Origin of the sequence: Labrys sp. (in: a-proteobacteria), assembly GCF_047605565.1 — a bacterium.
GTDB classification, from domain to species: Bacteria; Pseudomonadota; Alphaproteobacteria; order Rhizobiales; family Labraceae; genus Labrys; species Labrys neptuniae.
Map to the genome: position 1 here is coordinate 1 of NZ_JASGFM010000082.1, position 7,155 is coordinate 7,155.

The 7,155-nt window shown below is 63.1% G+C and carries 7 protein-coding genes; 5 read left to right on the forward strand and 2 right to left on the reverse strand.

Annotated elements, in window-relative coordinates:
- Positions 1-1,506 (reverse strand): MFS transporter (locus QM672_RS32415; RefSeq protein ID WP_415087367.1); only part of this gene is annotated, 1,506 nt, incomplete at its 3' end.
- A gap of 477 nt (positions 1,507-1,983) precedes the next feature.
- Here QM672_RS32415 and QM672_RS32420 point away from each other — a divergent pair.
- The 5 genes from QM672_RS32420 to QM672_RS32440 all read left to right on the forward strand — a co-directional run bounded on the left by QM672_RS32420 (position 1,984) and on the right by QM672_RS32440 (position 5,864).
- Complete coding sequence (locus QM672_RS32420) at positions 1,984-2,676, forward strand: glutathione S-transferase family protein (RefSeq protein ID WP_068297410.1); 693 nt, start codon at positions 1,984-1,986, stop codon at positions 2,674-2,676.
- A 99-nt stretch (positions 2,677-2,775) separates the two neighbouring features.
- Positions 2,776-3,912, forward strand: a complete 1,137-nt coding sequence (gene queG, locus QM672_RS32425) for a tRNA epoxyqueuosine(34) reductase QueG (protein WP_415087368.1) — start codon at positions 2,776-2,778, stop codon at positions 3,910-3,912.
- 95 nt (positions 3,913-4,007) lie between these two features.
- Complete coding sequence (locus QM672_RS32430) at positions 4,008-4,625, forward strand: class I SAM-dependent methyltransferase (RefSeq protein ID WP_311943889.1); 618 nt, start codon at positions 4,008-4,010, stop codon at positions 4,623-4,625.
- 1 nt (position 4,626) lies between these two features.
- A complete protein-coding gene (gene pyrF / locus QM672_RS32435) occupies positions 4,627-5,322 on the forward strand; it encodes an orotidine-5'-phosphate decarboxylase (protein WP_367625604.1) in 696 nt (231 codons plus the stop codon).
- 77 nt (positions 5,323-5,399) lie between these two features.
- Positions 5,400-5,864 (forward strand): DUF805 domain-containing protein, encoded by a 465-nt coding sequence (locus QM672_RS32440; RefSeq protein WP_311943892.1) that lies wholly within the window; start codon positions 5,400-5,402, stop codon positions 5,862-5,864.
- A 261-nt stretch (positions 5,865-6,125) separates the two neighbouring features.
- Here QM672_RS32440 and efp read toward each other — a convergent pair whose 3' ends face one another.
- On the reverse strand, positions 6,126-6,692 hold the full coding sequence (gene efp, locus QM672_RS32445) for an elongation factor P (protein ID WP_311943894.1): 567 nt from the start codon (positions 6,690-6,692) through the stop codon (positions 6,126-6,128).
- Between the last annotated feature and the right edge of the window lie 463 nt (positions 6,693-7,155).

The following is a 7,155-nucleotide window of genomic DNA, read 5'->3' on the forward strand; positions in this document are numbered from 1 at the left end:
CTTTGAATCACATACCCCCCACTCTTGGGAATCCCAAGAGTCCACAACTCCTAGGGCGCCTTCGACGGTGACGGCGACCTTGGTCAGCGGTGCTGCGATGTCTTCCAGGCCCTTGCCTTCGGCATCGACGCCGTAGAACAGGGCCACCACGCCGCCGAAGATCATCACTCCCGAGCCGACGACATAGCCCCAGAACAGCGGATCGCGCTCGGTGCCCTCGCCGACCAGATAGCCGAAGATCAGCGGCCCCATCGAACCGACGATCTGGGCGACGGCGAAGAAATAGGAGATCGCCTGGCCGCGCACTTCCAGGGGGAAGATCTCGCTGACGGTGAGATAGGCCGAGGAAGCCCCCGCCGAGGCAAAGAAGAAGGAGACGCACCAGAACAGCGTATGGGTGTTCGCCGTCAGGCTACCCTGCTTGAACAGATAGGCCGAGACCAGTAGCACCGCCCCCGCCAGCACATAGGTGCCGAAGATCATCTTGCGCCGGCCGACGGTGTCGAACAGCGGCCCGAGCAGCAGCGGCCCGATCAGATTGCCGATGGCGAAGGGGAAGAAATAGAGCGCCGTCTGCGACTCGTTGAGATGATAGAAATTCTTCAGCACCAAGGCGTAGGTGAAGAAAATCGCGTTGTAGAGGAAGGACTGCGTCACCATCATGGTGATGCCGAGGAAGGTGCGCGAGGGATATTCGCGGAAGAACACGTCGATCAGCTTGGCGAAAGGCACCGATTCCTCGGGCTTGATATACATCGCCTTGCTCTCGTCGACCGGCGGCAGCGTCACGCCCTGGGCGCGCACGCTGGCCTCGATGCCCTCGACGATGGTCTCGGCTTCCTTGTCCTGGCCATGGGTGACCATCCAGCGCGGGCTTTCGGGGATGTGCCGGCGCAGGAAGATGATGACGAGACCGAGCACCGGCCCGATGAAGAAGGCGATGCGCCAGCCGACATTCTCGGCAAACAAGGTGTGGTCGAGCAGAAAGAAGCTGCCGACGGCGCCCAGCATGGCGCCGGCCCAATAGGTGCCGTTGACGGCGATGTCGACCCGGCCGCGATATTTGGCCGGGATGAGCTCGTCGATGGCCGAATTGATCGCGGTATATTCTCCGCCGATGCCGAGACCCGCCACGAAGCGCCAGAGATAGAGGAACCAGGGCGTCCACGCCAAGCCCGCCACGCCGGAGCCGACCAGATAGATCGCCAGGGTGATGATGAACAGTTTCTTGCGGCCCCAGCGGTCGGTCAGCCGCCCGAAAAACAAGGCGCCGACCACCTGGCCGATCAGGTAGATCGTGCCGGCGAAGCCGACTTCGGCGCTGGTCATGCCCAGGCTCTTCTGGAAACCGGAGGCTGAAACGAGCTGGATCTCGATGCCGTCGAGGATCCAGCTGATGCCCAGGCCCACCACGACCATCCAGTGGAAACGAGCCCAGGGCAGTCGGTCCATGCGTGCCGGAATGAGGCTGCGGATGGCTTTGCCGTCGGTCATGTCTACCGGCATGATCATGCTCCTTGCAGCGTGATGTTCGTCCCACACTATTGTTTGTTAATTTTTTGTAACAATTCGACCCTGAATGGCCTCGTGTCAATGCTTCCAATGATACCTCTGAGCAATGACATAACAGACGGATAGGTTGATGACTGCGGAATGGACCGCTCGCAGATTGCGAGATCTGCCGCCTTCCATCGTCGCCGTATTCCTGGTCTCCAATTTATTTTGCCATATGGTGCAATGACGAATGCGCCCGATGGAAGTTGGTTCGAAAGGCGGCCTTATGTCGGGCCGAGGGTCACGAAGTGCCGGGCCCTCGCGGCGTCAATTTTTCGTTAACCTCCGCCGCCCATTTTCCGCCGCCGACCGCAGAGCCTGTGTTCTATTCGCGCAAGGCGGTTGCCGGGCGGTTGTACGGGGGGGTATACCGGTTATCCGCTTCGCCCCATCCGGGCCTCCATCCGCGGTTTCCAGATTCACGGTTCAATGGCCAAGCTTTTTCATCATCCTGTCGACCCGCAATCGCGCTTCATCCGCCTCGTGCTCAGCGAAATGGACGTGGCGACCGATCTGGTCGAGGAAAAGCCCTGGGAGCGGCGCGAGGCCTTCCTGCACATGAATCCGGCCGGCGTGCTTCCCGTGATGATCGACGCCACCGGCCTGATCGTGCCCGGCGCCTCGCCGATCTGCGAATATCTCGACGAAGCCTATGGCGATGCCCTCGGCGAGCAGCGCCTGCTGCCGCGCGACGCCAGGGCGCGTGTGGAGACCCGCCGCCTGATCGAATGGTTCAGCATCAAATTCTATGCCGAGGTCAGTGAATATCTGATCACGGAGAAGATCCTGAAGCGTTTCCTGCCGATCGGCGAGGGCGGTTCCTCGCCGGATACGGCCGCGATCCGTGCGGCCAAATCGAATGTGCGCTATCATCTGCGCTATGTCGGATATCTGGTGCGGCGGCGGAACTGGCTGGCGGGAGACAGGCTCTCCTACGCCGATTTCGTGGCCGCGGCGCATCTGTCGATCGTCGACTATCTCGGCGACGTGCCCTGGGACGAGGACCAGGCCGCCAAGGAATGGTATGCGCGCCTCAAGTCGCGTCCCTCTTTCCGGCCGCTGCTGGCCGAGACGCTGCGGGGAACGCCGCCTTCGGCAACCTATGCGGATCTCGATTTCTAGTTTCCGGGACCGCCGGCATCCTTGCCGGCTTCTGCTTCTGCGGCGAGCGCGACGGCTCCAGGAGCCGGCTGGAAGCCGGCGGTCCCGGGCAGGCTCGCCGTGACGCCTCTCAAGACACAGCTCCTCCAGCGCGCCGAAGCGGAAGGCTTCGATGTCGTCCGCGTAACCACGCCCGACGCCATCCCTGAGGCGCCAGCGCGCCTGCGCCGCTTCCTGGAGGAGGGCTTCCATGGCGAGATGGGCTGGATGGAGGAGCGCGCCGACCAGCGCGGCACCCCAGCCACGCTCTGGCCGGAGGTGCGCAGCATCATCATGCTCGGCGTCAATTACGGCCCCGACCGGGACCCGATGGCAGGGCTTGCCGATCGGTCCGGCGGCCTGATCTCGGTCTATGCCCAGGGCGACGACTATCACGACGTCATCAAGAAGCGGCTGAAAAGCCTGGGGCGCTGGTGGGGCGAGGTGACGGGCGCGCCGCTCAAGGTCTTCGTCGACACCGCGCCGGTGATGGAAAAGCCTCTCGCCGCAGCGGCAGGCCTGGGCTGGCAGGGCAAGCACACCAATCTGGTCAGCCGGGATTTCGGCTCCTGGCTCTTTCTCGGCTCGATCTTCAGCGCCACCGAGATCGAGGCCGATGCGCCGGAGCGGGATCGTTGCGGTTCCTGCCGCGCCTGCCTCGATGCCTGCCCGACCGCCGCCTTTCCTACGCCCTACCGGCTCGATGCCCGGCGCTGCATCTCCTATCTCACCATCGAGAACAAGGGCCCCATCCCGGCCGAGTTCAGGGAGGCGATCGGCAACCGGATCTATGGTTGCGACGATTGCCTGGCGGCCTGCCCGTGGAACAAGTTCGCGGTGACGGCCCGTGAACACAAGCTCAAGGCGCGCGAGGACTTGCGAGCCCCGCGCCTGGCGGACCTGGCGCGCCTGGACGATCCGGCCTTTCGGGCGCTGTTCGCCAAGAACCCGGTGAAGCGCATCGGGCGGGATCGCTTCATCCGCAACGTGCTCATCGCCATCGGCAATTCCGGCGATCCGGGCCTGATCGAGGTGGTCGAGGGGCTCCTCGGCGATGAAGCGGCCCTGGTGCGCGCCATGGCGGTCTGGGCGCTCGCCAGACTCGCCCCGGCCCGCCTGGCAGCCCAGGCCTGGCGACGGGACGACGAAACCGATGCCGATGTGAAGGCGGAATGGCGGGCGGCGGGTCATGCGGCGCCGATGCATCAAGGCGCCTAATATTGACGGTGATATTAAGAACGGACGCAGGGACCGCTTGACGGCGGCGGCGTTCGCCAATAGCGATGCGAACGGGGCAAGCAAGGAGCAGGCCGATGGTCCATAAGGGCGGCGCGCGACGGGACAATTGCAAGCCATCCAGACGTTTCGGTGAGGCCGCCCAGTTTTTCCGCAGCTGGACCGAAAAGCCCCTGCAGATGGGGTCGATCACCCCCTCCAGCCCCTTCCTGTCCAAGGCGATGGCCAATTGCGTCGATCCCGCCTCGGAAGGCCCGGTGGTGGAAATCGGGCCCGGCACAGGTCCGATCACCCAGGCCTTGGTGGAGCGCGGCGTCGCCGAGGACCGCCTGGTGCTGGTCGAATACAGCCCGCAATTTTGCGATCTCCTGTCGCAGCGTTTTCCCAAGGCAACGGTGGTGCAGGGCGATGCCTATGCTCTCGCCAAGACACTGGAGGGCCGGCTTGCCGACAAGGCGGCCGCCGTGGTCTGTGGCCTGCCGCTGCTGACCAAGCCCGAGCGGCAGCGCCTCGACCTCCTGGCCCAGGCCTTCACGCTGATGCAGCCCGACGCCGCTTTCATCCAGTTCACCTATTCGCTGGCCTCGCCGATTCCCACCAAGAACGCCTTCTTCACCTGGCAGGCGTCGCCGAGGATCTGGCGCAACGTGCCGCCCGCCCGCGTCTGGACCTATCGCCAACTCCTGAGGAACTGATTTGAATACGAAAGACCGCCTGATCTGTGGCCTGGATGTCGACAGCGTCGCCAAGGCCGAAGCCCTGGTAACCGAGCTCGGCGACAGCGTGACCTTCTACAAGATCGGCTATCAGCTCGTCTTCAATGGCGGTCTGCCCTTCGCCCAGGACCTGGCGCGTTCGGGAAAGAAGATCTTCCTCGACATGAAGCTGCACGACATCGGCAACACCGTGACCAAGGCGGTCGAGGCCATTGCCGGAATGGGCATGACTTTCCTCACCATCCACGCCTTTCCGCAGACCATGCGGGCTGCCGTGGAAGGTGCCCGCGGCTCGGACCTGAAGATCCTCGCCGTCACTGTCCTGACCTCCTATGACGATGCCGACCTGGCCGAAGCCGGCTATGGCAAGGGTGTCGGCGAACTCGTGGCCCAGCGGGTGACCCAGGCCATGGCGATCGGCGTGCCCGGCCTGGTGATGTCGCCGGAAGAGGTTGCCTCGACCCGCAACCGGGTCGGCGACAGCATGCTGCTGGTGACCCCGGGCGTACGCCCCGCCGGCAGCGACAGCGGCGACCAGAAGCGGGTGATGACGCCCGGTGACGCCATCCGCGCCGGGGCCGACCATCTGGTGGTGGCCCGGCCCATCGTGGCGGCGCCCGATCCCAAGGCGGCGGCCGAGGCGATCCAGGCGGAGATCGCGGCGGCGGTGACTTGAGGCGAACCGAGGCCGATTTCGCTCCGACGCCTGGTCTGTGATAGCAACGACAGAGTCGCGACAGCCAGAGCCCCGTCATGCCGCAGATCTTGCTCCAGCTCTTTCGTGAAAAAGGTCGCTTGCGCCGTCTGCCTTATTGGCTGGGCGTCGGCTTGGTGGTGGGTTGTTTCGCGCTGGGCATTCTTATCTTCGAAACGATGCAAGTGGGAGCGGGGCTCCGGCGCTCTGGCCTCATGCTCTTTTTCGCCGCTCTGCTGGCTTGGCTCGGCGGCCGACGGCTCTCCGACATCGGTGCCTCGCCATGGGTCGCCAGAGTCGTGATTTTCGTCTCGGGGGCGACGCCCTCCCTGATGTTCTATCTGGTCATGAACGATAGGGTGCCCCTCAACGGCGCCATCCTCGTGACAGGTGCAGTGATTATGTTCGCCTCAGCCTGCCTCATCATCCTCGGTTTCATCCCCGGCAAACGCGGCGCCAATCGCTACGGGCCGGCGCCTGACGAAAGGATGGCGCTGACGCAAGCCGTCGAGACGTTCGAATAGGGGCCGAGCCATTCGTCCGCGACAAGTCATTGAAACTTGACATGTCATTCCCGGCGCCGCCACTGGCGGCGGGAAGGGAATCCAGGGCCAAGGTCTGCGTCGTTCAGCCCCTGGTTCCCTTCTCTCGCTTTGCTCGCTGGGGATGACGGGCGCATTGCCAGATCGGTCAAAGCTCACTGTGGCTGGTATCACGCATGAAAAAGGCGCAGGCCTCGCGGGCTGCGCCTTCTTGCATCTCGCTGAGAAGTCGGCGTTCCCGGATCAGTCCTTGGCGCGTTCGACGTAGGAACCGTCTTCCGTCATGATCACCACGCGGGTGCCGGCGCTGATGTGCGGCGGCACGGTGGTGCGCACGCCGTTGGAGAGTGTGGCGGGCTTGTAGGAGGAGGAAGCGGTCTGACCCTTGGTCACCGGCTCGGTCTCCGTCACTTCCAGTACGACGCGGGCGGGCAGTTCGATCGCCACGGGCACGCCGTTATAGAGGCTGATCTGGCATTCCATGTTCTCGGCCAGATAGACCGACTGCTCGCCGATCACGTCGGCGGGCACCGAGACCTGCTCATAGCTGTCCATGTTCATGAAGGCGTAGCCATGCGTGTCTTCATAGAGATAGGTGTGCGACTTGGTCTCGATGAAGGCGCGCTCCACCTGCTCGGTGGTGCGGTAGCGCTGCACGGTCTTCACACCGTCCGACAGGCGGCGCATGTCGATCTGCGTGGTGGGCGTGCCCTTGCCCGGGAAGAAACTTTCCGCCTTGAGCACGACATAGAGCTGATTGTCGATCTCGACGACGTTGCCTTTGCGGATCTGGCTGGCGATGACCTTCACGATGATGTCCTGAAACTTTTCAAGTGAGCTAAAGCGTTTTGCGATGCGGTGGAATGCCCCAAATCGCAAGGACGCGTCGAACCAAGGCGCTAGAGGAAAGGTGCGTTTTCACCAAAACGCGCTTTGCTCTAGGAACGATTGTGGGCGCCTCTTACACCGCCCCGCCGCTGAACGAAAGCGTGAAGCGCCGGGAATCGGTGAAACAGCAGCGAATTCCTGCCTCATCGCGCTCTTTCTCGGAATTTCTCGATTGCACGCGACGTCATCACGAGGCCGTGAGCGTGTAACGAACGACGATCCTTCGACGAATATTCCAATAGCGTTTTGCGATTTGGCAGAGTCACCTCGAATCGCAAAGACGCGTCGAACCAAAGAGTTAGAGCAAATAAGCGTTCAGTCATGAACGCGCTTTGCTCTAGGAGTTGTGGACACTTATCTGATCCATAGAACTGTAGCGGCAAGG